Source organism: Streptomyces sp. NPDC088254, from assembly GCF_044740925.1.
Taxonomy (GTDB): domain Bacteria; phylum Actinomycetota; class Actinomycetes; order Streptomycetales; family Streptomycetaceae; genus Streptomyces.
In genome coordinates this window covers 307,959-333,808 of the sequence record NZ_JBIURQ010000001.1, presented here as the reverse complement: position 1 = coordinate 333,808, position 25,850 = coordinate 307,959, and the positions used below count along the sequence as shown (strand labels likewise).

The following is a 25,850-nucleotide window of genomic DNA, read 5'->3' as shown; positions in this document are numbered from 1 at the left end:
TCCATCCCATGTATACGGGACTGAGCCGCTGTCAGGGCATGGCGAAACCCGCGTCCGGCGACGGTCGCCGTGCCGGGCGCGGGTGTTCGTTCACCTCACCTGAGGTTCACCGGGTCAGGAGGCCGGCAGAGCCGTCCACTGCTGGTCGGCACCGCCGTTGCAGTCCCACAGGACCAGTTGCGTTCCGTCGGCGGCGGACGCGCCGGGGATGTCGAGGCAACGGCCGGAGACCGGGTTGCGGTAACCGCCGTTGTACGCCCGCCACTGCTGGTTGGCGCCGCCGTTGCAGTCCCAGACAGCGATTCTCGTGCCGTTGGCGGTACCGCGGCCGGTGGCGTCGAGGCACTTCCCGAGGGCCCGCAGGGTGCCGTCGGAGCGAGCGGACCAGAGCTGGGCGTCGGAGCCGTTGCAGGACCAGACGTCCACCGCGGTCCCGTTGACGCTGTTGCCGCCGTTGACGTCCAGGCACTTCCCCGCGATCCCCGAGCGCACCTCGCCGCCCGCGGAAGCCGGCGGCTTGATCCAGCCGGCCGCGTCCGCGGCCTTGATTCCGGCGTTGAAGGCGTCCGCCATCTTGCGGTAGCCGGTGTCGTTGGGGTGCAGGGCGTCGGCCAGGTCCGCTCTGGTCAGGGCGCTCATGTCCACCAGGCGTACGTGCTTGCCGGCGGCCTGCGCGGCCTGGACGATCCCGGGGATCCTGGCGTTGAACGCGGGCCGGTTGGCCTCCTCCGTGCCACTGGTGGAGATGATCACGGTGCCGACCAGGACGGTCGCGTCGGGGGCGGCGCCGGTGATCCGGTCGATGAGCGCGCGGAGCCGGTCGGGGGCGGTCGGGATCTGGTAGTTGCCGTTCAGGTCGTTGGTGCCGATCTCCAGAGTGACCACGTTCGGGCGGTAACGGGCCAGCACGGAGTCCGCGATGCCGGTGATCTGGTCGATCCGCCAGCCGGAGTGGCCTTCGTTGTCCGGGTCGGACATGGTGCCGTTTCGACCCGAGCCGACGAAGTCCAGTGCGTGTCCCTCGGCCGCCAGCTGGTTCCGCAGGAAGCCGCGGTAGCCGTTCCCCGACGAGCTGCCGACGCCCCAGGTGATGGAGTTCCCCAACGGCATCAGCCGCAGGGCGGTGGGCGCGGCGGCCCGTACGGCGGAGGGCGGCGGCTCGGTGCCGGTGGCGGCCGCCGCGGGCAGGGCGGCGCCCGGACCGAGCGCGGTCGCCAGCGCCGCGACCCAGGGTGCCAGGTACTTCTTCATCAGCGTTCCTCACTGGTGCGGGTCAGTGGGTGGGGGGTGAACGAGCACGCGGGCCGGTCAGCGGGGCGTGAAGTCCTGGTTGCTGCCGGCCGTGTTCTTGCAGGGCCATCGGTCGAGCTGCTGGCCGAGGTTGCTGCCGCCGCCGTAGACGTCGAGGCAGAGGCCGCTGTTCGTGTTCTGGAAGGAGTACGAGCCGTCGGACTGCTGTACCGGCAGCCACAGACTGCCGGCCGCTCCGTCCGGGAGGCCTGCTGCACGATGTTGGGCCTGCCGACGCGTCGGCGCCGTACGACCAGAAGACGGGACAGCGCGCGACAGACGTCGACGGAGTGGAGCCAGGATGATCCTGGCCCCACTTCATGGTGCCGGCGCGTCACTGGAACTGTGCGAAGAACCTCCAGATCTCTCCCTTGGTCCAAGTGGTGACGCCGCTTTCGCCGGTGGAGCCGTCGACCGGACCGGGCATGTGGCCTCCGTCGAACGCGGCCCACTGGACCGGGTATCTGGCACGGCAGCCCGAGTAGGTGGTGGTGATGTGCGTCCGGCTGCCCGGCGCGGGCTCGCGCGGGCTCTGGCGGGTGCAGCCGTTGTTGCTGACGAACTTGTCGCGCAGGGTCCGTCCTTGCGCGATGTTGAGGACGGAGTCGCTGACGCCGTGGATGCCGAAGTAGGCGATGGGCTGGGTGCCGCCGCTGCACCCGCTGATCTCGGCGCCGGAGATGACCGCGACGGCCCTGAAGACGTTCGCCCGGCTGCATGCGAGTGCGTAGCTCATACCGCCGCCCCAGCTGAAGCCCGTGGCGAAACGCTGTGCCGGGTTGACACAGAGGCCGCTCTCGATGCGCCGGAGCATGTCGTCGACGAAGGTGACGTCCTCACCGCCGGCATTGCCCCAGCCGTTGCCGAGCCCCTGGGGGGCGACGAGGATCGCGGTGTTGTTCGACTGTTCCTGCTGGCCGTAGTAGGACCAGGAGGTGCCGCTCGTGCCGCCCGAGGCGACGTCGCCGGCGGTTCCGCCCCGCCAGTGGAACGCGAAGATCAGCCGGTAGGGGCGGCTGTTGTCGTAGTTGGCGGGAACCCTGAGGATGAAGCTGCGGCTCTTGCCGCCGCTCTGAATCGTGTACGTACCGCTCGTCAGAGTCGGTGCGCTGCCGCATCCGGCGCTGCCACCGCCGCCACCGCCACCGGACGACACCTTGATCATCTGCCATTGCTGGTTGGCGCCGCCCCGGTCGGTGTACTGGACGACGTTTCCTCCGTCGGCGGTGGAACCGCCCTGCACCTCCACCGCCTTGCCGCTGGTGCGGTTGATCAGCCGGACGTGGCCCGCGTCGGAGTCGGCCAGGCGGAACTGCTGGTTGGCTCCCGCGTGGTCGGTCCACTGCTGGATCGCGGCACCGTCCGCGGTCGAGGCGCCGGCCACGTCGAGAACCTTGCCCGAATGGCGGGCCTTGAGGCGGTAGAAGCCGTCGCCGGAGGCCACGAACTGCCACTGCTGGTTGGCTTGGTCGTTGCGCGTCCACTGGCCGACCCGCGCGCCGTCGGCGGTGGACGCGCCGGAGACGTCCAGCGCCTTGCCGCTGTTGCGGTTGACCAGGACGTACCAGGCACCGGTGTCCACCGTCGCCGCCTCGGCGGGCGACGGTTTCACCACGGCGAGCAGGCCGATCGCGAGGGTCGCCGCCACCAGGGCGGCGACCCGGGACCACCAGCGATGCCGTGGCGGAGGGGCGGGCGAAACCGCACCATAGGTCTTCATCGACTCACCTTTTCGTTCGTGTCAGTTCCCATCAGGTGCGGGTCCAGCGCTGGTTACTGCCGTTCGAGCAGGTGTAGAGCTGGATCAGGGTGCCGTTGGCGGTGCCGCCCCCGACGGCGTCGAGGCAGAGGCCGGACTGGACGCCGACGATGGATCCGTCGGAGTTGAGGCGCCATTTCTGGTTGTCGCCGCCCCAGCAGCTGTAGATCTGGGCCTTGGCGCCGTTGCCGGTGCCGGCGGCGTCCAGGCATTTGTCGCCGTAGACCCTGAGCTCGCCGGCCGTGGTGTACGTCCACTGCTGGTTGGTGCCGTTGTGGCAGTCCCACAGATGGAGCTGGGTGCCGTCGGTGGTACTGGTGCCGGGCACGTCCAGGCAGCGGCCCGAACCGACGCCCCTGACCGGTCCGGAGTCCGAAGGCGTGGGGGGATTCGGGGTGGAGCCGCCGTTGAGGGCGTTGAGGACGGCGGTGTAGGCGGGCTTCTTGCTGCCGTTGCCGTTGAACAGCAGCGGTGTCTGCTCCGATCGCCAGGAGTCGGTGTCGCGCACACCCCAGACGGTGATGCCGAGGCAGCGCGAGACGGCCAGGCAGTCGTTGGTCACGTTGGCGTAGGTCGTGGCCGAGGCGCCCTGGATGTCGAGCTCGGTGATGGCCACATCGACGCCGAGGGCCGCGAAGCTCTGCAGGGTGGTGCGGAAGTTGCTGTTGTACGGGCTGTCGTTGTTGAAGTGCGACTGGAAGCCGACGCAGTCGATCGGCACGCCGCGCTGCTTGAAGTCGCGGACCATGTTGTACACGCCCTGGGTCTTGGCCCAGGTCCAGTTCTCGATGTTGTAGTCGTTGTAGCAGAGCTTGGCGGCCGGGTCGGCGGCGCGCGCGGTGCGGAAGGCGACCTCGATCCAGTCGTTGCCGGTGCGCTGCAGGTTGGAGTCGCGCCGACCTCCTGAATTGCCGTCGGCGAAGGCCTCGTTCACGACGTCCCACTGGGCGATCTTGCCCTTGTAGTGGGCCATCACGCCGTTGATGTGGCTGATCATCGCCTGGCGCAGTGCGCTGCCGCTGAGGCTCTGCATCCAGCCGGGCTGCTGGGAGTGCCAGGCCAGGGTGTGGCCGCGCACCTGCTTGCCGTTCTGCACCGCCCAGTTGTAGACACGGTCGCCGGCGCTGAAGTTGAACTGGCCCCGCTGCGGTTCGGTGGCGTCGATCTTCATCTCGTTCTCGGCCGTCACCGAGTTGAACTCACGGCTTGCGATCGTCGTGTACGCCGAGTCGCCCAGCCTGCCCGAGGCGATGGCGGTGCCGAAGTAGCGGCCGCTCTGCGCCGCCGCGGCGCCGAGCGTGTTCTCGGCGGCGTGTGCGGTCGGCGGCGCGACCAGTGCGGCGACCACTCCGAGGACACCGGCGACCAGCGCCCACAGCAGGCCGCGGACCTTCCGGCGGACAACGGGTCTGGGAAGGGCATACGAACCCATGAATGTGCCTCCAGGGTAGGCGTCGAAGAAGGACTGAAGTACGGCGGCCAGCGCATGGTTCGCCGCATCGCGAGGAGTGCGTCGCCGCTCCCACTCGCAGTCGGACGGGGCGGTCCGAAACCCGGGCAGCTCGGAACCACCGGACACCGCGCTCAGGGGACGGAGACGATCTCGACCGGCACGGACGGCACGCGGCCGGTCGCCGGGTGACGTACGGCGGGTGGGACGTGAAGGGGTGGCGCAGGCTTTGGTGTGCGGATCTGTCGTGCAGCTGTGCCTGGGTCTGCTCTGCAGCACTGAATCGGTTCGACGTCGCGAACCATGAGCGGCCTCTCAGCCAGGGATGATTGAGGCATTGACGATGCATCGTCAATACTCACCGCAGAAGAAATTTCGATCCCTCGACCGAAACTTCCGGGATCCCGGCAGGCCGAGCGGCGACCCACGGCGCCGCCGTCGACGGATGCCGCCGGGCCGGGGCCGCGTTGTCGGCCGGTTCGACAGCTTGCCCGACCCGAAAGGAGGCGCTGTTTGTGGACAGATCGGTGACAGACCTTGACCAGAGGGCCCAACATTCCTAGCTTGTGGCGTCAAAGCTTCCGGGAGTTTCTCGAATGTTTCGAGATCCCCCCTCCTCTTCCCGGAACGTCCGCTCCGCGGTTCATCGGGGACACCTCACCCCCGCCCCCCACAAAGGAGGCCCTCTTATGTGGTTTCGCCACCCACCCCCGGTCCGCATGAGGCGATTACTCGCCGTCCTCGCGCCTTTGCTGCTCGTATCCACCTTTCTCGGCGCCCAGCCTGCCGCCGCGGCGACCGTAGACCCCAACGCCTCGTATGTGCTGGTCAACCGCAACAGCGGCAAGGCCCTGGATGTGTACAACATGGCGACCGGCGACGGCGCCCGCATCACTCAGTGGACCAGGAACGACCAGAACCAGCAGCAGTGGCGGTTCGTCGATTCCGGGGGCGGCTACTACCGCATCGTGTCCCGCCACTCGGGCAAGGTCCTGGACGTCCAGAACAGGTCCACCGCGAACGGGGGCCCGATCGTCCAGTGGGCCGACCTGAACGGCACCAACCAGCAGTGGCGGCTCTCCGACAGCTCGGACGGCTACGTGCGGCTCATCTCGCGCCACAGCAGCAAAGCCCTCGAAGTACAAGGCGCCTCCACCGCCGACAACGCGAACATCGTCCAGTACGACGACTGGGGCGGCGCCAACCAGCAGTGGCAGCTCGTCAAGGTCGGCGCCGACATCCCCGGCCCGTGCGACCTTCCGTCGACATACCGCTGGACGTCGACGGGCGCGCTGGCACAGCCCAAGCCGGGGTGGGTCTCACTCAAGGACTTCACCGTCGTCCCCTACAACGGCAGGCAACTCGTGTACGCGACGACGCACGACACGGGGACGCGTTGGGGTTCGATGAACTTCGGCTTGTTCACCAACTGGTCGGAGATGGCCTCCGCCGGCCAGAACACGATGTCGGCTTCCACCGTCGCGCCTACGCTCTTCTACTTCGCACCGAAGAACATCTGGGTGCTTGCCTACCAGTGGGGCGGGACCGCCTTCTCCTACCGGACCTCGAGCGACCCCACCAACCCCAATGGCTGGTCGGCCCAGCAGGTGCTCTTCTCCGGAGGCATCTCCGACTCCGGAACAGGACCCATCGACCAGACGCTCATCGGCGACGGGACGAACATGTACCTGTTCTTCGCCGGTGACAACGGCAAGATCTACCGGGCCAGTATGCCGATCGGGAACTTCCCCGGCAGCTTCGGCTCGACCTCGACAGTGGTCATGAGCGATTCGACGAACAACCTGTTCGAAGCCCCGCAGGTCTACAAGCTGCAGGGCCAGAACCGCTACCTCATGATCGTCGAGGCGATCGGCGCGCAGGGCCACCGTTACTTCCGCTCGTTCACGGCCACCAGTCTGAACGGCTCATGGACACCCCAGGCCGCGACCGAGAGCAACCCCTTCGCCGGCAAGGCCAACAGCGGCGCCACCTGGACCAACGACATCAGCCACGGCGCACTGATCCGCACCGGCCCCGACCAGACCATGACCGTCGACCCCTGCAATCTGCAGTTGCTCTACCAGGGCCGCAGCCCCAACTCCGGCGGCGACTACGGCCTCCTTCCCTACCGCCCGGGTCTGCTGACACGGCAGCGCTGACCGCGTGGCACGAGTCCGGCTCCGGTACGGAGCCGGCGTGGCGGGCTCGGCCGAAGGCCGGGCCCGCCCGGTCACGCTCGCCGGTGCCGGGGCCGTCCGGTCACGCTCGCCGGTGCCGGGGCCGCCCATGAACGCCGGTCCGGCCGGGCCCAGGGCGACCGGATACAGTGCGCGGGACGGCAGCCTCGTCAGGGAGGGCAAGCGTGACCGACACCAGCAGCACCCGGCCCGGCGAGGGTGAGGCGCAAGCGCTGCGGAAGAGCCGACTGCACCGCCTGATGCGCTACATCCCCCTGATCGCCCCCGTCCTGCTGTGGGCCGTGCCCTGCTGGGTGCTCCTCCACAGCGGCCAGCACTGGCCGCTCCCCGTCACTCTGACCGGCACCGCCCTGTTCGCCCTGGGCCTCATCGGTATGCCGCTCGCGATGGCGCGCGGCCACGGCCGGCGCCGGCAGGACCGGGCGGCGATCACCGGTGACACCCTCCTGGGCGCCAGTTGGGTTCTGTTCACCTGGTCCGTCCTGCTCGGCGTCCTCCTGAGGCTCGCCCTGACCGTGACCGGCGTCGGCGAAAGCCAGGACCGGGCCCGGATCGTCACCTGGGCCGTCCTCGGCGTGACCGCCGTACTGCTGGCATGGGGGTACGCCGAGGCCCGCCGCGTGCCCCGCGTGCGCCGGCTCGACGTGCGACTCCCGCGGCTGGGTCCCGGGTTGGACGGCCTCCGCGTCGTCCTCATCACCGACACCCACTACGGCCCACTCGACCGCGCCCGCTGGTCGGCACGGGTGTGCGAGACGGTGAACACCCTGGAAGCCGACCTGGTCTGCCACACCGGCGACATCGCGGACGGGACGGCCGAACGCCGCCGCGACCAGGCCGCCCCACTCGGCACCGTGCGGGCGACCCGGGCCCGGGTCTACGTCACCGGCAACCACGAGTACTACAGCGAGGCCCAGGGCTGGGTCGACCTGATGGACGAGCTGGGCTGGGAGCCGCTGCGCAACCGCCATCTGCTGCTGGAACGCGGAGGCGACACCCTCGTGGTCGCCGGCGTGGACGACGTCACCGCCGAGACCTCCGGCGTGGCAGGCCACCGTGCCCACCTCGCCGGAGCCTTGCACGGCGTCGACCCCGGCCTGCCCGTCCTGCTCCTGGCGCACCAGCCCAAGTTCGTCGACCGGGCGGCAGCCGCCGGCGTCGACCTCCAACTCTCCGGTCACACCCACGGCGGCCAGATCTGGCCTTTCCACCACCTGGTCCGCATCGACCAGCCCGTCGTCGCGGGCCTGAGCCGACACGGCACCCGCACCCTCCTCTACACCAGCCGCGGCACCGGCTTCTGGGGCCCGCCGTTCCGCGTCTTCGCCCCCAGCGAGATCACCCTGCTCGTGCTCCGCACGCACCTGCCCACCTCGCCGTAGCACCAGGTGTGCCACCCCTCTCCGGCCACGGAGCGGTCCGGCGCGGCCCACAACCGGACATGACGGCTGGAGGCGGCCGAGCGAGCCGTCGTCGAGCAAGGGGCCCAGCAGTGACGGAAGTCAGTGGAGGCCTTGTCACCCGCTCTGTTACGGTCCTGTCGCCGGCCGCGGGACTCCGGTGCGACTTCCGGAACCTGCCTATGAAGCAATGATTCGCAGCTCGTGCCCCCATTCCCCGGCCGGCACCGCAGGCGTGAGGAAGATTCGGATGGCTTCGTACGGGGACCTCGTCGCGGCTGAGGACGTGCTGCTCTTCGTCAACGCGGCGATCACCTCCACCGGGCAGCGTGAGTTCCACAGTGACGCGGACGAGCAGCGGCTGTCCTTGGACTTTCTCCACGCGTACATGCTGGGCAACTACCGTGACCTCTACGCCGGAGTCCTTGCCCTCGACATCAACGACCACAACGCGGGCCTCATCATCCTGCGTCTGCTGGAGACCGCCCACGAGGCCGCCGCCGGCCAGCGTCGCAGCGAGGGCCGTCTGATCGCGGCCCGTCTGGCGATGCTGCCGCCGCAACGCGTGTACCGGCTGTTCGACGCACTGCGCCGGGCCAGGGTGAACAATCGCCGCACCCGCGCGATCATGCGTGACTGGCTGTCCGCCCGTCCGGACCTGGCGTTCGATGCCGTGAAGTACCGCAGCGGGCTCAAGCGGGCGCTTCGCCACGCACACCTGGCCCCCGTCGCTGAGGAGTTGGGACCGTTCGTCTTCGCGCCGCTGACCCGCACGCGCTATGCGACACCCCTCCTGGAGACATGGCGCCGCGCACACTACGAAAAGGCCGCGCTGTACGAACTGCCCTTCACGGCCGCCGAGGGCTTCGCCGCCCAGCACGGCATCCCCCGGGATGTCTTCCTGCAGCGCATAGCTCCCCGCATGACCCGACTGGAGACGCTGCGGCTGCAGGAGTCCGCGCACCAGCGCGGGGCCACAGATGTACGAGCGGACCTGACCCGGATGCCCCTGACCAGGCTGGCCGCCTATGTGCTGTCGCTGCCGGTCGAAGACCGCCTGCGCCGACGCCATGAGCTGACCCACGCCCTGGAGTCGGCCGCGGGTCAGGTGGCCGGCTCACACAGGGGCAGCTGGGGCAAGGTCACCGCCGTCCTCGACGACAGCTTCTCCGCCTCCGGCTCGGCCCACAAGCGTCGTCGACCGCTGGCCGTGGCCCTTGCCTGCCACTACCTGCTCGCAGCCCTTGCCACCGACTACACCGCGCTGTGGACATCGGGGCGGACCGACGCCCTGCTGACCCATCCGTACGGGCCGACGCCGCTGGGGCGGCGGATCCTCGACGCGCTGGACACCGCCCCGTCCAGGCTGGTGATCGTCTCCGACGGATGGGACAACGCACCCCCCGGCCTGGCGGCCGAAGTGCTGCGCATCTGGCGGACCCGGCTCGACCCCGAGCGTCGCACCAGCGTCGTGCACGTCAACCCCGTCCACGACGCGGCCGACTTCGACGTGCGCCGACTCTCCGCGACGGTGCCCACCGCGGGCATCCGTGACGCCGAGGACCTTCCCGCTCTTGTGGAACTCGCCCAGTTCACGGAAGGCCGGACCGGTCTGGCCGAACTGATCACTTACATGGACACCCGTGCTGCCCGCATGCTGAGCGGCCACGACCACGAGCAGGCGCGATGACCACGCTGGACCTGACCGGACTGGAAACCCGCCCCTCCCAGGTCTGGGGCGCCGTCCGCGTGGTGCCGCTCGTACGCGACGAACCTCTCCACGATCTCCGTCTGCGCCCGGAACTCTACGGCGACGTGGCAGGTCTGGTCCAGGTCGGCCCACGCCATGCCTACGTCTCCTACATCCCGCACGGATTCGTCGCCACGTGGACCGATGACGGCACGCCGGCAGCCGCTTATGGCACCCAGATGTCCGCCGGCGGCAACGCGGCTCCCGCTGCCATGATGCGCCTGCGTTTCCACCGCAGAATGGCCCGTCGCCAGGCCAAGGACCGGCTGCGGTTCCTCCCCGTGCACCTGGCGCTGGAAGGTTACCTGGCACTGCACTTCGGCGGCCCCTCGGTCGCCTGGGAGGAGTGGTCGCAGCGGGCGATCCGCCAAGGTCTCTCCCCTCGCGTCGAAGAAGCGTACGTGGGCGCCGACGTACGTGGACTCGGCGACGCACTGCGCGTCTTCGAGATCCATCCCGGCCAGTGCGGCGTGATGCTCTACGTCGCCGACGCACTCGCGGCCGTGTTCGCGGTCCCGCATCCCGACGACTACCGCGCGCTCCACCCGACCCTCCTGCAGGATCTGTACGGCGAACTGATCCACCACTACGCCACGCTGATGCCGCCGGTGCAGGAGTTCCGGGCGCGCATCCCCGACGCGCGGATCCGCTCCCTGGCCCACCTGCGCACGGCAGTCGCCGACCAGGAACGCGCCTGGTCGCGTTTTCACGACACGACCATGGCCACCGGCCTGCTGGAGCACACGTACACCTGGCAGACGGTCCACCGGATGGGACGCTTCACCCTCTCCCGCTTCCTGCCTACGTTCCGTCCCAAGCAGGAGAACCACATCGGTGAGGCCATCACCGACGACAGGGGCAGGATCGCCTACCTCAAGACGTTCCGACTGTCGGAGAACCAGGTCCGACGCGGCCACCTTCTCAGCCGACTGGCGGCCAAGGACTGGCATCTGGCGGACACCGCGGCCGACTTGAGTATCGACGAGGCTCAACTGGGCCTGCGGCTGGAGTCCGCGGGCTTCGGCTTCCTGCTCCGCCAGGACGTCCTGGACGCGTACCGCAAGCAGGAGCGAACCCGGTTGCGCTGATGAGTCCTCAAGTGGGTGGCTGCGTAGCGCTGTTGCCGCCCAGGCGATCCCGTGCGGCAACAGTGCCCGGCATTCGATGTCACTACTTCGCACCGGGGGAAGGGGCGGTCCGGGAGCGGAAGGTGCGGCGGTAGGTGTCCGGGGGCACGCCGAGGGTGCGGTTGAAGTGCCGGCGCAGGGTCGTGGCCGTGCCCATGCCGGTGGCCGCGGCGATGGCGTCGATGCTCTCGTCGGTCTTCTCCAGCAGTTCCTGGGCGTGACGGATGCGTTGGGTCAGCAGCCATTGCAGAGGTGTGGTGCCGGTCGCCGCCTGGAAGTGGCGGCCCAGGTGGCGTGAGCTCATCCGTACGTGGCGGGCCAGGTCCTCCACGGTCAGCGGCTGGTCGAGCCGTTCGATGATCCAGGGGAACAGGGCGGCGAGCGGGTGGTCGCCCTGGGTGGGCACCGGGGCGGTGACGAACTGGGCCTGGCCGCCGGCCCGGTGCGGTGGTACGACGAGGCGGCGGGCGACGGCGTTGGCGATCGACGAGCCGTGGTCGAGGCGGACGAGGTGCAGGCACAGGTCGAGTGCGGCGGCCTTGCCCGCTGAGGTGAGCACTCTGCCGTTGTCCACGTAGAGGACGTCCGGGTCGACCTCCACGTCGGGGTGGCGGGCGGCCAGGACGTCGGTATGCGCCCAATGGGTGGTGGCGCGCCTGCCGTTCAGCAGACCCGCGGCGGCCAGCACGAACGCACCCGTGCACAGGGAGACCACGCGGGCGCCCGTGTCGTGGGCCGTGCGCACCGCCTCGACCAGTTCGACGGGCGGGGCCACGTCGACGTCGGCCCAGCCGGGGACGATCACGGTGTCGGCGCCCCGGAGCCGGTCGAGGCCGTGGTCGGGCTCCAGCCGGAACCGGCCGAACCGCACCGTGCCCGGCCCGCAGACGGAGACGTCGTACCAGGGGACGGTGACTCCGGCCGGGGCGGAGCCGAAGACTTCGTGCGCCACGGACAGTTCGAAGTGCAGCATCCCGTCGGTGACGGCCAGCGCGACAGTCTTCATGTCCGGAATTGTATGGGGCATGTCGTTCCAGACACTCACGGTTGCGTCTTCGAACCCGCCAAGATCGTCGCAGTGGATCGGTTCGAGCACAGGGGAGACGTCATGGCGGCGGGGCAGACGGTGACGGTGTACGGCGCGTACGGGCACACCGGACGGTTCGTGGTGGCACATCTGCGGGAGCGCGGGTTCGTCCCGGTGCTGTCCGGCCGCGACGCCCACAAGCTGAAGGGGCTGGCGGGCGAGTACCCCGGGGTCCAGGTCCGCCCTGCTTCGGTCGACGATCCGGCGTCCCTCGACCGCGCGCTGGCGGGTGCGGCAGCCGTCATCAACTGTGCGGGTCCCTTCGCCACGACGGCCGCACCGGTGATCGAGGCGGCCCTGCGTGCCGGGATCCCGTACGTCGATGTGGCGGCAGAGATCGAGGCCAACGCCGACACGTTCGCGCAGTTCGCGGACCGTGCCCGCGAGGCGGGGACGGCGATCGTCCCCGCGATGGCCTTCTACGGCGGTCTCGGCGATCTGCTGGCCACCGCGACGATGGGCGACTGGACCGAGGCGGACGAGGCCCACATCGCGTACGGGCTGAACGGCTGGGCCCCCACGGACGGGACGCGCGCGGCAGGCAAGGTCTCCGTCGAGCGGCGCAACGGCCGCCGTGTCCGTTTCACGAAGGGGCGGCTGGAGTACCACAACGACGACCTGCCCACCCTGCAGTGGCCTTTCCCCGCCCCGCTGGGGCCCCGAGACGTCATCGGCGAGTTCACGATGGCCGACGTCGTCACCGTCCCGAGCCATCTGCCCATCCCCGAAGTGCGCACCTACATGACGACCGAAGCGGCCAGGGGCGTGACGGCACCGGACACGCCGACTCCCACCGCGGTCGACGAACACGGGCGGTCCGCGCAGACCTTCCTCGTCGACGTCGTCGTACGCCTGGGCGGCACCGAACGGCGCGCCGTGGCCGTCGGCCAGGACATCTATGCCGTCACCGCACCCCTCGCGGTCGAAGCGGTCGACCGCGTCCTCACGGGCCGGACGAGGACCGTCGGCGTCGCCTCCGCCGGCGAGATGTTCGACGCGACCGACTTCCTCCGCGCGCTGTCCCCGCACATCGCCTTGAAGCCGGCTCCCTAGTGTGCCCCCGCACCTGACCCAGCCGTTCATCGCCTGCTGAACCACACGGCGGGGCCGGTCATTCGACCGGTCAGCCGTACATCGCCGCGTGGCAGAGGGCCGCGAGCGCGCCGTCGATGGGATGGGGCAGTGGCATGCCCGAAGGGTCGAGCCTGTTCCACAAGGTCACGCCGGACGGTCTTGCGCCCCTGCCGACGGGGGCTGCCACGGTGTAGCGATCACGACAGGGGCCCGGTCAGGGTGAGCCGAAACCCTGTGGAGCCCACCTGCACGGCGTGGAATGCTCTTGGGCGACTGCTGACGGAAGGAAAGGTTGAGAAGGTGTACGTCCCGTCATCTGCACGGTCTCTCGATGATGACGAGCGTGAGCTCGTGGAACTGGCACGCCGCACCATAGACGCGCAGACCGACGCCGGGCCGAACGAAGACGGGATCCACACGATGGGCGCCGCGGTCATGGCCGCCGACTACCGGATGTTCGTCGGCGTGAACCTCTACCACTTCACCGGCGGACCCTGCGCCGAACTCGTGGCTCTGGGAGCCGCGCGAGCCCAGGGCGCCCGCCAGATGCGCTGCATCGTCGCTGTGGGAAACCACGGGCGCGGGGTCATCGGCCCGTGCGGGCGCGATCGGCAGGTGTTCGTGGACTACTACCCCACCATGCGCGTCATCGTGCCCACGCCTGAGGGGCTCAGGTCCGTTCTCGCCGCCGACCTGATGCCGCTGGTCCAGCGATGGACCCCGGAGGCGGGCATGAACGGTCTCGACCCGTCGCTCCACCAGGACCCCGAGACGGCAGGTCCCCCGATCATTCGGTTCAACCCCCGCTACCTCGACGTCGTCCGCTCCGGCGCCAAGACCAGGACCACCCGCTTCCGTGACCCGGCGCGGCTCGGGCCGGCACGGCTGGTGTTCGAGAGCGACCCCGAAGTCGTCCTGTCGGCAGAGGTGACCGACATCAGGCACTGCCCGGTCAGCGGCCTCACCGACCAGGACGCTCAAGCCGAGGGCCTGACGACCGCAGCCGAACTCCGGGAGGTCCTCAAGGGCCACTATCCGGATCTCGCGGGAACCGACGAGGTCGACGTCGTCACCTTCCAGATCAACGACCCGACGGGCGCTGCCTGAATCCGTCCGTGGAAGGTCATGAGGCCGACTGCGGCGGGCGTCACCCGGGCGGTGGAACCTGCGGCTCGAAATACATGCCTTTGCGGGGCAACGGCGCAAGGCTGTCTCTGTCGGTCGTCGACACGGCGGCCGCTTCGCACCGCGTACCCCCACGGCTGATGGAGCTGAGATGTCCCACGTGCCCAGCGATCTCAAGTACACCGACGAACACGAGTGGGTCCGCACCGAGGGCGGGACCGTCACCGTCGGCATCACCGATCACGCCCAGAAGACTCTCGGCGACATCGTCTTCTTCGATCTGCCCTCCGTCGGCAAAGTGGTCGAGGCGGGGGACCCCGTCGGCACGGTGGAGTCGGTCAAGGCGGCTTCCGACCTGTTCAGCCCGGTCGGCGGGGAGATCGTCGCGGTCAACGAGGACGCCGTGGACAATCCCGAGGAGGTCAACAGCGACCCGTACGGGATGTGGCTCTACAAGATCAAGGCCGCCTCGAGCCCCTTCGACAACCTGCTCGACGCCAAGGCGTACCAGCGGCTCGTCGGCGGGGAGTGACCCCCGCGGTGTCCGCGTCCGGCGGCCGGCGCCTCTCAGCGCCGACCGCCCCAGGCGCAGCCCGTCGTCCCCCTGACCGGTGCGGGAAGCCGGAGGTCGGCGTCTTCACCCCGTGGCGGGCCGTGGTGACGTCCTGACCTCCAACGCGACCCCGCACCACCCATGTGACACACCGACCGGGAGTAGATGCGGACGGTCAACTCCCGCGTCACGAAAGGCGGCGGGACCGGCCATGACGTGGAGCGGACCGCACGCCTGGCTCCAGGGGACCGCGCCGCTCGGGACAGCGCCGGGCTACCGAAGCCGGTCCGGGTGACGACCGACAACTGGCCGGTCCCTGCGCCCAGTCACCGGCCAGAGGGCGTCAGTCGTCGCCCTTCGTGGCGACGACGGCCCAGGTGCGGTGCGGGACCTGGATCACCTCGCCGGGGAAGCGGTCGTGCAGCACGCGGCCGAGGGCGTCGTCGAAGCGTTCCACCTCGTGGGGCGGCATGCTGGCGCCGACACCGGCACTGGCCCGGATCCGGCCCCGCCATGCCTCGGGCGGATAGGGCACGGTCAGGTCGAAGGAGAACGTCTCGATGCCGGTGAAGCCCGCGGTGGCCAGGTCGGTCAGCCAGCGGGGGTACAGGCCCGTGCCGCCGCCCATGGTCCAGGCCGGGTTGAAGGAGAGGATCAGTTCCTCGGTCGCCTCGACCACGTTGCCCGGCAGCGGCAGCCAGTCGAAGTGGGCGATGACCGCCCGGCCGCCCGGGCGCAACAGCCGCCGTATCTCGGCGGTGGCCTTCGGGGCGTCGAACCAGTGCCAGCACTGGCCGGCCGCCACCACGTCGTACGAGCCGTCCGGCAGGCCCGTCGATTCCGCCGTGCCCACCCGGTAATCGGTCTCCACCCCGGCTTCCCTGTCGAGCGCCCGGGCCTGATCGAGCAGCGGTCCCGCCGGGTCCACGCCCGTCACCCGTGCCCCGGCCTGCGCGAACAGCCGGGCGAGGGCTCCGGTGCCGGTCCCCAGGTCGAGGACGTCCTTGCCGGGGAAGGCGATGCCGTGCCGGTACAGGTGCGTGACGATCTGCGGGGGGAAGCCGGCACGGTGGCGGCCGTAGTCCTGTGCGGTGAGCCCGAAGTCCGGACGGAACGTGCTGGTCATGGCGGGGCTCCTCGCAAGGGCTCGCGGGCAGGGGTCCGACGACCGTCGTGGAACGGCCGCTCCGGCCACGCAACGCACCCGAGCCGGCCGGCACGACCCACCCTGCCACCCGTCGCAGATGATCAACAAGGCCGTACCGGCGGACCCCACCCGGCACGAACCACGCTCGCGCGGTCGCCGTTCGATCGCGGCGGGCGCGGTGGCCCGCGGTCGGCTTCCTGGACGGCAGGAGGATCCCGTCCTCGTGCCGTCCCGGCCGATCGCCCCGATCCCGCCCGTGGGCGGTACTCGCGGCGATGCCTAGTCGTACTCGTGTCAGCGAAGGGCAGCCGCTGGAGGCCCTTCTCGGCCGCACCCGCGCGAGCATCCTCCAAGCCACCGCCACCGGAGCCACCACGACGGAGGCCGCTCAGCGTGCCGGGGTCTCGCCGGGCACCGCCACCCACCACACCACGGCCTTGCGCAACACCGGACTGATCGGCAGCGCACGTCGGGCCAACACCGTCCTGCACACCGTCACACGCCTCGGAGCCGCTCTCCTCACCGGCAGCTCACCGGATCGGTCGTGAGCGCCTGAGCGGTCACGTCGTACGCCCGCCAGGCGCTCACGCCCTCTCGCACGAGTCAGCCGGTCACGGTGAGCGTGGAGTTGCCGCTGCTCCGGTAGCCCTCGGTGGCGAGGATCATGTAGTACCGGAAGCTGCCGAGAGGCATCCCGGCCCTGGCCCAGGCGTCGAAGTGGTTGCCGGTGGTGATGCTTCCGCCCGTCCTCCTCGACTGGCGGACGCTCCAGTACTGGTCGAACGTGCGGACCCCCTCCACCGAGGGGGCGTTGTAGCGCGTCGTGCGGTAGATGTCGTACGTGCCGCCGTCGCTGGTGACGGTGCCCCGGTAGGTGCCGGTGGGCCGGTAGGAGCCCCAGTTGTCGACGATGTAGTACTCGACCAGCGGGTTCGACGTCCAGCCGTAGAGGGCGAGGTAACCGTTGCCGGACGGGGAGAAGCCGCCCGAGTAGCGGACCGTCCTGCGTCCGCCGTTGCTCCAGCCCTTGCCGCAGACGAAGTTGCCGCAGTTGGTCCACGAGGTCCGGTAGGCGCCCCCGGACGACAGCGTCATGGAGACCGCGCCGCCGCCGTCGGTCCAGAACGAGTAGTAGTAGCCGTTGTCGAAGCCCGTCCGGTTGGTGGTGATGGTCGTGTCCGCGCGGGCCGTGCCGGGCAGGATCAGTCCCGACGTGACGGCGAGCGCGGCGGCTCCCGCGCCGCCGATGAATCGCCTGCGGCCCAGCCCAAGAGGCGGTATGTCACCGTTGTGCATATCTGCTCCTCGTGAAAGCCGACGGAGGGCGCGGACCGACGGAGTTGCTCGTGGATCCAGCCGCGGCTGCCCCGATCCGGCGGTCGGTGGGGGGTCTGTCGCCGTCGTCAGTGTTGGACCGGCCTGATGGACTGTCAACACTTTCGACGCGAGGACCGAATGTTTCGAACCGGCTCAGCGACTCCGTACGGCGCCGACGGCCCTGAGTGTGCGCACCGCCGCCCGCTTCAAGGACGGGTGGTCCCGCACGAGCCGGTGTGCGGCCCTCGTCGGTTCGCTGCGGAGCCAGTGCAGGGTGCCGCCGGGCCCGGTGGTGCGCAGGGCTCCCTCGTGGACGAGGAGGTCCCCGGTCTTGAAGGAGTTCTTGTAGGCGGCGTCGCCTCGTCCGAAGTCGAACAGGCGGATGCCGGACGCGGCGGCGGCTTCGATCATGCGGAGGTAGAGGACGCGGCCGGGCGAGTAGGTGGCCAGGCTGCGGTCGTAGGAGGGGAACCAGCAGGAGAAGACGGTCTGCGAGCGCAGGCCGAAATGCGCGGCGACCGGTCTGTCGGCCGCGTACAGCACGGAGAGGATGCCGGAGCAGTGCGGTGAGGTGGTGTGGGCGAGTCGGTCGACGAGCTCGGTGATCCAGGGCTGGGCGAAGGGGTCGCGGCGGCCCGTGCGCCGGTAGTGGGCGGACTTCCAGGTCAGGAGTACGCGCAGGGCCTCGGGGTTGCGTTCGTCGTGGACGAAGCGCAGCGGCCCGAGTTGGCGGCTCATCCGGCGTTCCTGAGCACGTGCCGTCTTGACGAAGCGGCGTGAGTGCGTGCGCAGATGGTCCTCGTACCGTGCGAAGCCGTGCGTGAGGTCGACGACCGGTGAGGCGAACTGGCCGGTCGCGTAAGGCAGGAAGAGGTCCTGACCGCTCTCGAGGTGGTTGAACTCCCACGCGTTCAGGGAGCAGGCGCGCATGAGGTGCAGCGGATCGAGCTGGGCGTCGGGGTGCAGCACGGCGCCCTGGCAGTCGGAGACGCCCAGACCGACCGCACGGCCGTGGCCCCATCTGCTGCGCTGGTAGGGGAAGTAGCCCAGCCGTTCTCTTCTGCGGTGCAGGACGGCCACCCGTGTGTCGGGCCGGACCTGGCCCATGGCCCGGGTGAACTGTGCGCTCATGAAGGGGTTCACCGCGTCCGCGGTGGCGGTGCTCAGTTCGCCCCACAGTTCGAGGTCCCCTGGTGTCAGGTCGTCGGGGTGCACGACGTGGATGCGCGGGAGGCGGGGTGTGGACATGTGGGCTCCTGGTTCGGCGGCAGAGCGAGTGGTGCGGCTTCGCCGGGTGAGGTGCGCGGGCGGCCGCCGCCGAGGGCGGCTGTGCGGGCGCGGAGGGTGCCCCGGCGAGCACGGGGGAACGCCGGCAGACGCCGAGGGGCTCGGCGGTGTGCGGAGTCGCTTGCGGCGGGACGGGCGCGGTCAGCGCTCGGTGACCTGCCCGGGTGGTGCGGACGCGCTGTGCTTCGGGGGAGGACCCCGACGTGCCGCCGCACCGGTCGGCAGCACCTCGGGAACGGGCGTGTCGTGGCGGTCGCCGCCGGCGCCGGTGAGCGGGCCGCTCCGGACGCCGGGCGCCGGGGTCCGTGCGGACGCCAGGGCGCAGAGCCGGTGGGCGAAGGCTCTCAGCGCTTCCTGCATCATGACGGACAGCGGCGGCCCGGAGGGCACGGCGGCGCGCAGGGCGCCGGTGGTCACCAGCGTCATCACCAGGTAGAGGGCCGCTCCCATCTCCCCGTGCAGCGCGGCGGCCGCGGGGGTGGGATCGCTGAGACACGCCAGCCAGCAGCAGGCGGACGCCTGCGCGAGGAGCATGGCTCCGAGATCCGCGGCGAGGGACCGTTCCCTGGGCGGGCGCAGCAGACGGCCCACGAAGAGCACGAGCGCCACGGCGAGGTGTCCTGCGACGGGGGCCGTGCCCGCGAACGCCAGGTGGTGTCCGGCGGCTGCCAGGGGTGTCGCCAGCGCCGCGAAGGAAGCGGCCCCCAGCACTCGCGTCCGGGCCGCTCCGCTGGGCAGCGGGCGGCTCGGCCGGGTGAGGAGGCATGCGTGCGGGCTCATGACGTGACCATCGTCCGTGAGATGTCCGGTCGGCGTTCCTGAACGGAAAAACTTCCCCGCGCGAACGTCCGCTCGATGGCTCACCTGTACGGGTGAGTCTCCCGGCCGTCCGGATCCGCTCGGGACGGAGGGTGTGCAGGCGTCCGCCTCACCTCCCGGTGTTCGTCACCTCGTCGCGGTTCCCGGCGCCGTCCGCTCCCCCCGCACGGGCCTCTCGGCGCCGGCAGTGGTCGCGGGCCAGCAGGAGGTAGCTGCTCGCGGTCCAGGTGTAGGCGCGGTCGCGGAGGCCCTGGCCGGTCAGGGCGTCGAAGTTCTCGGCGAAGCCGGAGGCTTCGCACAGGGCGCGGAAGCGGGCGCTGATGTCGTCGGCGAGGCGTTCGTGGCCGGCGCGGCGCAGGCCGTCCTCGACGAGGACGGTGGCCGGCGCCCAGATGGGGCCGCGCCAGTAGCCGTCGGACTCGTAGTGAGGGGAGCCCGGTTGTTCGGTCGCCAGGCCGAACTCGGTGAGATGGGTTTCGATCCGCTCGGCCAGCCGGTCGCGCACCTCTGGGGGGAGGCGGTCGCCGAGCACGACGGGCATCAGGTCGAGCAGGCCGGCGCTGCAGGAGGGGGGTCCGCCGTGGGCCGGGCGGCTGGTGAACCGTTCGCCGTCCCACAACTCCTCCAGCAGGGCGGCCTGGAGGGCGTCGGCCGTCCCGGCACGACGCCCGGCTTCATCGTGGAAGCCCAACTCCGCCGCCGTGCGCGACAGTTCGTCGAGCTGGAGGATCAACACGGCGGCGAGGTCGGCGGTGACGGCCACGCGGGCGGGGTCGAAGGTGGTGGCGTTGTCCCAGCCGCTGTCGTTGCCGTGCTGGTAGTGCGGGAGGGCGGCGGAGGGTGCGCGCCGCGCGGTGAGCCAGAAGTCGGTCCAGCGCGCCAGCCTGCCGTACGCCTCGGTCAGTTCGGCCGGGCCGAGGGGCGCGGGGAGCCGGTCGCGCAGGCCGCGCAGGGCCCAGCCGTGGATGGGCGGTTTGACGAAGTTGTACAGGACCTCGGAGTGGGTGACGGAGTCGGGCAGCGCCCCCGTCTCGTCCTGGTGGTCGAAGGGCAGGGCGAACTGGTCCCAGGCGAGCTCGGGACAACCGGGGGCCAGGGCCAGGGCGTTGAAGCAGTGGTCCCAGCTCCAGACCTTGTCCATCCAGTGCTTGGACATCAGTACGGCGGGCCGGGTGACCAGTCCCGCCGGGGCCACCGTCGCGGACCACACCACGTAGGCGGCGAGTTCGGCTGCCGGGGTGTCGGCCGAGCGCCAGGGGGCGACCGTGTCGGCGAACTCGGCGAACGACCGCCGGGCGGTCTCCGTGATCTCGGCGAACGTCGCCGAGGGGCGGTGGGGCGGTCGCGCGCTGTCCAGTTCCTCGACCGCGATCTCCCACGGGGCGCCCGACTCGGCGGTGACCGTGAGACCGCGGTCGCCGGCGCCGAGCGCCTGGGAGCCGGACACCTCGGCGACCGTGCCGGACAGCACGGTGATCCGGTAGCGGCGGCCGGTCTCGTAGGAGGTGAACGTGTGGGCGCCGTCGACCGGGTCCCGGAAGAAGTAGGTCCCGCTGAAGGGGGTGAGGGTCCGCGCCGCCGCGGTGACGCGCAGCCCGAGCCCTTCGCCGCGCACGCGCACGGTGTCGGGCGAGGCGTAGGCGAGGTCGATGCGGCCGCCCGCACCGGTCCAGGTGAGCAGGCTCGGGGTCGCCCGCACATCGGTGTGCGCCCGCCCTGCGGTGGCCGGGTCGAGGGGGGCGAGGCGCAGAGCGGCGTGCATGCCGTTCTGGTGCGAGACGAGGTGGAGGTCCTCGGCGCGGGTCTTCTCCGCCAGCACGGGCGAGATGCCGAACCAGGAGCCGTGTGTGCTGAAAGGGATGTCGTGGACGGAGAAGGCCGGGCCGGACGGGGCGGCGGTCATGGCGCTGACTCGTTTCTCGAGCGGGGGCGGGGCACGGTGGGCGGCTCAGTCCTTGACGGCGCCGGTGGTCACTCCGGCGGCCACGTAGCGCTGGGCGAGGACGAGGATCACCGCGGCGGGCAGTGAGGCGACGACGGCGGTGGCCATGATGGCGTTCCACTCCTGGTTGTTGTTGCCGATGTAGTGGTAGACGCCGAGCGTGATCGGCTCGTGGGCGCCGCCGTTGACGAGGGTGTTGGCGAAGACGAAGTCGGACCAGGACCACAGGAAGGCGAAGAGCGAGACCGTGACGACGGCGTTGCGGCTCATCGGCAGGACGACGGACCAGAAGACGCGCCCGGCTTTCGCTCCGTCCAGCTGCGCGGCCTGGAGCAGTTCGCCGGGGATGCCGGACATGAACGCGGTGAAGATCAGGACCGCGAACGGGACGGCCAGGGTGGAGTCGGCGACGATGAGGCCGGGGACGGACTGGAGCAGGCCGAGCTGGAGGTAGACGGCGTAGAAGCCCATCGCCATGATGATGCCGGGGATCATCTGCGCGGCCAGCAGGAGGAAGCCGAGCAGACCGCCGCCGCGTGGGCGCAGTTTTGCCAGGGCGTAGCCCGCGGGTGCGGCGAGGGCCACGGTCAGCGCGACGGTGCCGAGGGCGACGACGAGGCTGGTGGCGAGGTAGGGCAGTTGCTCGTCGAGGACGGTGCGGTAGCCGGCCAGGGTGCCGTGCAGGGGCAGCAGGTCGGGCGGGCTCTTGCGCATGTCCTGGTCGCGGGTGAAGGAGACGTTGATCATCCAGTAGACCGGGAAGAGCATGATCCCGGTCAGCAGCAGGCCGACGGCGGTCTTCCCTCCCGTGCGGCCGGAGCCCCGGTTCATGACAGCGCCTGCTTTCGCTGGATACGGAGGTGGATCAGCCCGAAGACGAGGGCGGCGACGACGAGCAGGTTCCCGACGGCCGCGCCCGGGCCGAAGGCGGGCAGGAGGTTGCCGAAGCCGAGCCGGTAGGACCAGGTGGCGAAGGTGGTGGACGCGTCCGCGGGGCCGCCCTTGGTCATGATCCAGATGATGTCGAAGACCTTGAGCGTGTAGACAAGTCCGAGCAACAGGGTGATCGCCGAGACCGGGCGCAGCAGCGGGAAGGTGATGCGCCAGAAGCGCTGCCACGCGTTCGCCCCGTCGAGGGCCGCGGCCTCGTGCAGCGCCGCGGGGACGGACTGCAGGCCGCTGTGGAGCACGACCAGGTTGAAGGGGACGCCGATCCAGATGTTCGCGACGATCACCGAGGTCAGCGACCAGGACGGCGAGGTGAGCCAGTCGACCGGGCCGACGCCCACGGCGTGCAGGGCGGCGTTGACGATGCCGGAGTCGCTGTTGAGCATCCACGACCAGGTGGAGGCCGACACGATCAGCGGCAGCAGCCAGGGCACCAGGAACAGGGCGCGCAGGGTGGCGGAGAGCCGGAAGTGCTGGTGGAAGAAGACGGCGAGGGCCAGTCCGATGGCGTACTGGAAGACCAGACATACGGCGGTGAAGACGACGGTGTGCAGCAGGGCCGGCGCGAAGGTCGGGTCGGCGAGGACCTTGCGGTAGTTGTCCAGCCCGGTGAAGGGCGCGTCGCCCTGGACGAAGGAGCGGACGGTGTAGTCGCGCAGGCTGAGGTCGAGGTTGCGGTAGAGCGGCCAGGCGTAGAAGCAGGCAAGGTAGAGGGTCACCGGGGTGAGGAAGGCCCAGGCGGTCCACTGCGGGGAGGCTGGGCGTCGCGTCAGTGCCCGGGTCGGGGCGGCGGTGGCCGCCCCGGTGGGGTGGTGTGCGGGCCGTCGTCGCGGCAGCTGTGTCGTGTGGTTCATCCTGGGGCCGCGATCCCGGATCACTTGACGGCCGACTGGGCCTCGGCCAGCGCGTCCTTCGGCGACCGGGCGCCGCTGAGCGCGGACTGGACGGCCTTCCACATCTGTTCGGAGATCTTGGGGTAGCGGGTGCCCAGGTCGTCGCTGGTGCGGCCCTTGGCTCCCTTGACGGCCTGCACCCACGGCTTCAGTTCGGCGTTCGCCGCGACCTGCTTGTCCTGGACCTCGCCGGTGGGCGCCACGTACGACAGGGTCGTGTCGGTGTCGTAGAGGTTGTCGGTGCTGGTCAGGCAGGTCACCAGTTTCCGCGAGGTGGCGTGGCGGGCGGTGTCGCCCTGGACCGGCAGGGTGACGAACTCGCCGCCGGTCGGGGCCGCCGCGGCGCCGCCGGTTTCGGCGGGGACGGGCAGGACGCCGTACTCGAAGCCGGTCTCGTGGGCGGCCGCGAGCTGCCAGGTTCCGTTCTCCGCGAAGGCGTAGTCGCCACTGGCGAACTCCTGCCAGCTGGTCGTCTGGGTGTTGTTGAGCACGGAGTTGGGGGCGTAGCCGCTCTTCAGCCAGTCCTTCCACAGCGACAGGGCGGACACGGCCCGGGCGGAGTCGAGTTCGGTGAGTTTCGCGCCCGAGCCCCAGAACCAGGGCAGGAACTGGAAGCTGCCCTCCTCCGTGCCGATCGCCGAGAAGGTGATGCCCTTCTTGCCCGCCTTCTGGACCTTCTCCAGCGCGGCCGTCAGCGACTTCCAGTCCTTGACCGAGGCGATGTCCACCCCGGCCTCCTTCAGCACCTTCTTGTTGTAGTAGAGGGCGAGGGTGTTGGCGCCGATCGGCGTGCCGTACGTCTTGCCGCCCGCCTGGCCCGCGGCGAGCAGGTTGGGGTCCACCTTCGAGGTGTCCAGCTTGTTGTCGTCGGTGGTGGTGAGCACGCCCGCCTCGGCCAGGGTCGACACCACGGGGTTGTCGACGATGAGGACGTCGGGCGAGTTGCCCTGCTGGGCCGCCAGCAAGGTCTTGTTGGCCAGATCGCCGGTGTCGAAGGCGGTCCGCTTGATCTTCACGCCGGCCTGGGCACCGCACCGGTCCAGCAACCGCGTCCAGGCCGACCCCTTGGCGAACTGCGGGTAGGGGTCCCAGACGGTGTACGTGCCGCTGTCGGCGTTCTTCGACCCGGCGACGCCCGAGCCGGAGGAACAGGCGGTGGCGCCGACGGCCACTGTCAGGAGGGTCAGGGCGGCGGCGGTCAGACGGCGCTGTCCGGAGGTGCTGGGCATGGCGGATCCTTCACTTCTGGGCAGCACGGATGTGCCGCGGGAGGGGTGACGGACGGGAGGAGGAGGGCGCGGCGAACCGCGGCGGCGGGGGCAGGGGGGTGCCGTGGGGCTGTGCGGTCGGCCCCCGAAGCGGCGGCCGTGGCTGTGGGGTCGGCCCGGGGCAGAGGCAGTAGGGCTGTGAGCCGGCCCCGGAACCGAGGGTATGGAGCCGGCTGTGCGGTCTGCCCCCGCGGCGCGGTTGCGAGGCGCGGTGTGAGGCCGCGGGGCTCGGACGGGAGGTGGGGCGTTGTGCGGGCTTCGAGGTTCAGGCGGTGCCGGCGGCGGGGCCGGTGCTGCCCCGCAGGGAGATCGGCGGGGTCAGGAGGTGGTGCCGGGGTGGTGCGTCGGGGTGGTCGAGCCGTTCGACGAGGAGGTCCACGGCGCGGCGGCCCAGCTCCCGCGCCGGCACGTCCGCCGCGGTGAGCTGCGGGGTGACCGTCTCCGCCCACCGGCCGGCGACGACTCCGGTGACGGAGAAGTCGCGCGGCACATGGCGGCCCGCCCCGGCGAGCCCCCGGTACAGACCGCCGAGGGCGGCCTCGTTCAGTGTGACCAGGCCGGTGGTGGCCGGGTCGTCCCGCAGGATCCGCTCCACGCACGCCTGGCCCGACGCGGCGTCGTCCCCGCACGTGTACGTCCGTACCGTCAGCCCGCGTTCGGCCGCGGCCTTGGTGAAGCCGTCCAGGCCGCGGTGCGCCGACTCGTATCCGGCCCGCAGGAGTTGCTCGGGCCGGTTGACGAGGGCGACCGTGCGGTGGCCGAGGTCGGCGAGGTGGTGGACGCAGGCCGCCGCGAGCGCGGTGTGGTCGAGGCTCACCCACCAGCCGCCCTCGGGGCGGGCGGTGCGGCCGATGGTGACGGAGGGGAAGTCCAGGGCGGCCAGGTGGTCGGCCCGGTCGTCCTCCAGCCTGATCTCCATGAGGATGGCGCCGTCGACGCGCCGCTCCCCCAGCATCCGCTGGAACGAGCGGTCGCTGTCGACGCCGCTCGGGGACAGCAGCACGTCGTAGTCGCGGGCGGCGGCGGCTTCCACGACGCTGCCGATGAAATCCAGCTGCATTCCGGTGTAGTGGTCGCCGGCCGGCGGGAAGACCAGGCCGATCGTGCTGGTCCGGCCGTTGGCGAGGGCGCGGGCGCTCGCGTTGGGCCGGTAGCCCAGTTCGTCGATGACCCGCTGGATCTTCCGCCGGGTTCCGTCCGAGACGGGGCGTTTGCCGCTCAGCGCGTAGGACACGGTGCTGCGCGAGACACCGGCCCGCCGGGCGATCTCACCGATGTTCACGGATGACTCCTTCGTCGCACCGGTTCGTCCGCGACCGGCCGTCGAACCGGTTCGCGTGAAGTGAACGTAGGAACAAGCCCGGCGGCTGTCAACATCCGCGACGGCACTCCCCCCGCATCTTACCGAGGCTGCTC

22 protein-coding genes are annotated in these 25,850 nt (G+C 70.5%); 8 read left to right on the top strand and 14 right to left on the bottom strand.

Annotation, left to right across the window (positions count from 1 at the left end):
- Nucleotides 1-114: 114 nt before the first annotated feature.
- The 4 genes from ACIOC0_RS01495 to ACIOC0_RS01480 form a co-directional block, all read right to left on the bottom strand.
- Nucleotides 115-1,251, bottom strand: a complete 1,137-nt coding sequence (locus ACIOC0_RS01495) for a ricin-type beta-trefoil lectin domain protein (protein ID WP_402150927.1) — start codon at nt 1,249-1,251, stop codon at nt 115-117.
- A gap of 57 nt (nt 1,252-1,308) precedes the next feature.
- Entirely contained in the window at nt 1,309-1,467 is a 159-nt protein-coding gene (locus tag ACIOC0_RS01490) for an RICIN domain-containing protein (RefSeq protein WP_402153130.1), read from the bottom strand.
- Nucleotides 1,468-1,624: 157 nt separating this feature from the next.
- Nucleotides 1,625-2,941, bottom strand: coding sequence for an RICIN domain-containing protein (locus ACIOC0_RS01485; RefSeq protein WP_402153128.1), 1,317 nt, complete (start codon nt 2,939-2,941; stop codon nt 1,625-1,627).
- A gap of 100 nt (nt 2,942-3,041) precedes the next feature.
- A complete protein-coding gene (locus ACIOC0_RS01480) occupies nt 3,042-4,481 on the bottom strand; it encodes an endo-1,4-beta-xylanase (protein ID WP_402150926.1) in 1,440 nt (479 codons plus the stop codon).
- Between the two features lie 707 nt (nt 4,482-5,188).
- On the opposite strand from ACIOC0_RS01480, the gene ACIOC0_RS01475 reads away from it, so the two are divergent.
- The 4 genes from ACIOC0_RS01475 (at nt 5,189) to ACIOC0_RS01460 (ending at nt 10,935) form a co-directional block, all read left to right on the top strand.
- Nucleotides 5,189-6,658 carry a non-reducing end alpha-L-arabinofuranosidase family hydrolase gene (locus ACIOC0_RS01475; protein ID WP_402150923.1) on the top strand — a complete coding sequence of 490 codons (1,470 nt, stop codon included), beginning with the start codon at nt 5,189-5,191 and terminating at the stop codon, nt 6,656-6,658.
- A 203-nt stretch (nt 6,659-6,861) separates the two neighbouring features.
- On the top strand, nt 6,862-8,079 hold the full coding sequence (locus ACIOC0_RS01470; protein ID WP_402150920.1) for a metallophosphoesterase: 1,218 nt from the start codon (nt 6,862-6,864) through the stop codon (nt 8,077-8,079).
- A gap of 268 nt (nt 8,080-8,347) precedes the next feature.
- Nucleotides 8,348-9,787 (top strand): hypothetical protein, encoded by a 1,440-nt coding sequence (locus tag ACIOC0_RS01465; protein WP_402150917.1) that lies wholly within the window; start codon nt 8,348-8,350, stop codon nt 9,785-9,787.
- Nucleotides 9,784-10,935, top strand: coding sequence for an ARPP-2 domain-containing protein (locus tag ACIOC0_RS01460; protein WP_402150915.1), 1,152 nt, complete (start codon nt 9,784-9,786; stop codon nt 10,933-10,935). Before ACIOC0_RS01465 ends, ACIOC0_RS01460 begins: the two co-directional genes overlap by 4 nt.
- An 82-nt stretch (nt 10,936-11,017) precedes the next feature.
- Here ACIOC0_RS01460 and ACIOC0_RS01455 read toward each other — a convergent pair whose 3' ends face one another.
- On the bottom strand, nt 11,018-11,980 hold the full coding sequence (locus tag ACIOC0_RS01455; RefSeq protein WP_402150912.1) for a helix-turn-helix domain-containing protein: 963 nt from the start codon (nt 11,978-11,980) through the stop codon (nt 11,018-11,020).
- A gap of 102 nt (nt 11,981-12,082) precedes the next feature.
- Here ACIOC0_RS01455 and ACIOC0_RS01450 point away from each other — a divergent pair, with 102 nt between their 5' ends.
- The 3 genes from ACIOC0_RS01450 (at nt 12,083) to gcvH (ending at nt 14,792) form a co-directional block, all read left to right on the top strand.
- Entirely contained in the window at nt 12,083-13,114 is a 1,032-nt protein-coding gene (locus ACIOC0_RS01450; RefSeq protein ID WP_402150909.1) for a saccharopine dehydrogenase family protein, read from the top strand.
- A gap of 372 nt (nt 13,115-13,486) precedes the next feature.
- On the top strand, nt 13,487-14,242 hold the full coding sequence (locus ACIOC0_RS01445) for an ASCH domain-containing protein (RefSeq protein WP_402150906.1): 756 nt from the start codon (nt 13,487-13,489) through the stop codon (nt 14,240-14,242).
- 169 nt (nt 14,243-14,411) lie between these two features.
- A complete protein-coding gene (gene gcvH / locus ACIOC0_RS01440) occupies nt 14,412-14,792 on the top strand; it encodes a glycine cleavage system protein GcvH (RefSeq protein WP_402150903.1) in 381 nt (126 codons plus the stop codon).
- 364 nt (nt 14,793-15,156) lie between these two features.
- Here the strand turns inward: gcvH and ACIOC0_RS01435 are convergent, their stop codons facing one another.
- Nucleotides 15,157-15,939: a class I SAM-dependent methyltransferase gene (locus tag ACIOC0_RS01435; RefSeq protein ID WP_402150901.1), complete on the bottom strand. Its 783-nt coding sequence runs from the start codon at nt 15,937-15,939 to the stop codon at nt 15,157-15,159.
- 296 nt (nt 15,940-16,235) lie between these two features.
- On the opposite strand from ACIOC0_RS01435, the gene ACIOC0_RS01430 reads away from it, so the two are divergent.
- The gene (locus tag ACIOC0_RS01430; RefSeq protein WP_402150898.1) at nt 16,236-16,508 is read left to right on the top strand and encodes a helix-turn-helix domain-containing protein; all 273 of its coding nucleotides are present in this window, start codon (nt 16,236-16,238) and stop codon (nt 16,506-16,508) included.
- Nucleotides 16,509-16,563: 55 nt separating this feature from the next.
- Here ACIOC0_RS01430 and ACIOC0_RS01425 read toward each other — a convergent pair whose 3' ends face one another.
- The 8 genes from ACIOC0_RS01425 to ACIOC0_RS01390 form a co-directional block, all read right to left on the bottom strand.
- The gene (locus tag ACIOC0_RS01425; protein ID WP_352246899.1) at nt 16,564-17,256 is read right to left on the bottom strand and encodes a glycoside hydrolase family 11 protein; all 693 of its coding nucleotides are present in this window, start codon (nt 17,254-17,256) and stop codon (nt 16,564-16,566) included.
- Nucleotides 17,257-17,430: 174 nt separating this feature from the next.
- Entirely contained in the window at nt 17,431-18,525 is a 1,095-nt protein-coding gene (locus tag ACIOC0_RS01420; RefSeq protein ID WP_402150896.1) for a GNAT family N-acetyltransferase, read from the bottom strand.
- Between the two features lie 180 nt (nt 18,526-18,705).
- Nucleotides 18,706-19,344 (bottom strand): hypothetical protein, encoded by a 639-nt coding sequence (locus ACIOC0_RS01415; RefSeq protein WP_402150893.1) that lies wholly within the window; start codon nt 19,342-19,344, stop codon nt 18,706-18,708.
- Nucleotides 19,345-19,492: 148 nt separating this feature from the next.
- Nucleotides 19,493-21,286: an amylo-alpha-1,6-glucosidase gene (locus tag ACIOC0_RS01410; RefSeq protein WP_402150890.1), complete on the bottom strand. Its 1,794-nt coding sequence runs from the start codon at nt 21,284-21,286 to the stop codon at nt 19,493-19,495.
- Nucleotides 21,287-21,331: 45 nt separating this feature from the next.
- Entirely contained in the window at nt 21,332-22,156 is an 825-nt protein-coding gene (locus ACIOC0_RS01405; protein WP_402150888.1) for a carbohydrate ABC transporter permease, read from the bottom strand.
- The gene (locus ACIOC0_RS01400) at nt 22,153-23,127 is read right to left on the bottom strand and encodes a carbohydrate ABC transporter permease (protein ID WP_402150885.1); all 975 of its coding nucleotides are present in this window, start codon (nt 23,125-23,127) and stop codon (nt 22,153-22,155) included. Before ACIOC0_RS01400 ends, ACIOC0_RS01405 begins: the two co-directional genes overlap by 4 nt.
- 20 nt (nt 23,128-23,147) lie before the next feature.
- Nucleotides 23,148-24,395 (bottom strand): extracellular solute-binding protein, encoded by a 1,248-nt coding sequence (locus ACIOC0_RS01395; RefSeq protein WP_402150882.1) that lies wholly within the window; start codon nt 24,393-24,395, stop codon nt 23,148-23,150.
- A 304-nt stretch (nt 24,396-24,699) separates the two neighbouring features.
- A complete protein-coding gene (locus tag ACIOC0_RS01390) occupies nt 24,700-25,716 on the bottom strand; it encodes a LacI family DNA-binding transcriptional regulator (RefSeq protein WP_402150879.1) in 1,017 nt (338 codons plus the stop codon).
- Nucleotides 25,717-25,850: the final 134 nt, after the last annotated feature.

What these genes read in the sequence shown, in the direction of transcription:
- ACIOC0_RS01495 (WP_402150927.1), bottom strand. Translation starts at nt 1,251, where the DNA reads ATGAAGAAGTACCTGGCACCCTGGGTCGCGGCGCTGGCGACCGCGCTC.
- ACIOC0_RS01480 (WP_402150926.1), bottom strand. Translation starts at nt 4,481, where the DNA reads ATGGGTTCGTATGCCCTTCCCAGACCCGTTGTCCGCCGGAAGGTCCGC.
- ACIOC0_RS01475 (WP_402150923.1), top strand. Translation starts at nt 5,189, where the DNA reads ATGTGGTTTCGCCACCCACCCCCGGTCCGCATGAGGCGATTACTCGCC.
- ACIOC0_RS01465 (WP_402150917.1), top strand. Translation starts at nt 8,348, where the DNA reads ATGGCTTCGTACGGGGACCTCGTCGCGGCTGAGGACGTGCTGCTCTTC.
- ACIOC0_RS01460 (WP_402150915.1), top strand. Translation starts at nt 9,784, where the DNA reads ATGACCACGCTGGACCTGACCGGACTGGAAACCCGCCCCTCCCAGGTC.
- ACIOC0_RS01455 (WP_402150912.1), bottom strand. Translation starts at nt 11,980, where the DNA reads ATGAAGACTGTCGCGCTGGCCGTCACCGACGGGATGCTGCACTTCGAA.
- ACIOC0_RS01450 (WP_402150909.1), top strand. Translation starts at nt 12,083, where the DNA reads ATGGCGGCGGGGCAGACGGTGACGGTGTACGGCGCGTACGGGCACACC.
- gcvH (WP_402150903.1), top strand. Translation starts at nt 14,412, where the DNA reads ATGTCCCACGTGCCCAGCGATCTCAAGTACACCGACGAACACGAGTGG.
- ACIOC0_RS01435 (WP_402150901.1), bottom strand. Translation starts at nt 15,939, where the DNA reads ATGACCAGCACGTTCCGTCCGGACTTCGGGCTCACCGCACAGGACTAC.
- ACIOC0_RS01430 (WP_402150898.1), top strand. Translation starts at nt 16,236, where the DNA reads ATGCCTAGTCGTACTCGTGTCAGCGAAGGGCAGCCGCTGGAGGCCCTT.
- ACIOC0_RS01425 (WP_352246899.1), bottom strand. Translation starts at nt 17,256, where the DNA reads ATGCACAACGGTGACATACCGCCTCTTGGGCTGGGCCGCAGGCGATTC.
- ACIOC0_RS01420 (WP_402150896.1), bottom strand. Translation starts at nt 18,525, where the DNA reads ATGTCCACACCCCGCCTCCCGCGCATCCACGTCGTGCACCCCGACGAC.
- ACIOC0_RS01415 (WP_402150893.1), bottom strand. Translation starts at nt 19,344, where the DNA reads ATGAGCCCGCACGCATGCCTCCTCACCCGGCCGAGCCGCCCGCTGCCC.
- ACIOC0_RS01410 (WP_402150890.1), bottom strand. Translation starts at nt 21,286, where the DNA reads ATGACCGCCGCCCCGTCCGGCCCGGCCTTCTCCGTCCACGACATCCCT.
- ACIOC0_RS01405 (WP_402150888.1), bottom strand. Translation starts at nt 22,156, where the DNA reads ATGAACCGGGGCTCCGGCCGCACGGGAGGGAAGACCGCCGTCGGCCTG.
- ACIOC0_RS01400 (WP_402150885.1), bottom strand. Translation starts at nt 23,127, where the DNA reads ATGAACCACACGACACAGCTGCCGCGACGACGGCCCGCACACCACCCC.
- ACIOC0_RS01395 (WP_402150882.1), bottom strand. Translation starts at nt 24,395, where the DNA reads ATGCCCAGCACCTCCGGACAGCGCCGTCTGACCGCCGCCGCCCTGACC.